Origin of the sequence: Bacteroides sp. ET225 (assembly GCF_024733745.1) — a bacterium.
Taxonomy (GTDB): Bacteria; Bacteroidota; Bacteroidia; order Bacteroidales; family Bacteroidaceae; genus Phocaeicola; species Phocaeicola excrementipullorum.
In genome coordinates this window covers 1-423 of the sequence record NZ_JANRHN010000094.1, presented here as the reverse complement: position 1 = coordinate 423, position 423 = coordinate 1, and the positions used below count along the sequence as shown (strand labels likewise).

The 423-nt window shown below is 45.9% G+C and carries 1 protein-coding gene; it reads left to right on the top strand.

Translation table 11 applies throughout. The features are described 5' to 3' along the window. Window positions 1–94: 94 nt before the first annotated feature. Window positions 95–423: PepSY-like domain-containing protein (locus tag NW212_RS15240; protein ID WP_258339462.1), on the top strand; the 329-nt coding region annotated here is incomplete at its 3' end.

Here is a 423-nt window from a genome sequence, read left to right as displayed (position 1 = left end):
AAAATCCGCATTGTTCAGAAAGTTTTCAGATTCTGTCCGCATCTTTGCATTAGAAAAATGCAACAAATGTATAACCCTAAAAAGAATAAGCCTTATGAAAAAGTTAGCATTATTTTTAGTGAGTGTGTTCGTGATGTCCGGAATCGCCTTTGCCGACAATGACAGGCCCATCCAGATCGGTCAGTTGCCTACTAAGGCTCAGACCTTCCTTTCGACTTATTTCAAGAGTTCGAAGGTTGCTTTGGCCAAGCAGGAAACAGATCTGTTCAGCAAGAGCTACGACGTGATCTTCACGACCGGCGAAAAGGTTGAGTTCGACAAGTCTGGCGACTGGACGGAAGTTAGCTGCAAGGTCAACGGAGTTCCTTCAGCGATTGTTCCTCAGGGGATCAAGAGCTACGTGCAGAGCAACTATCCCGACGC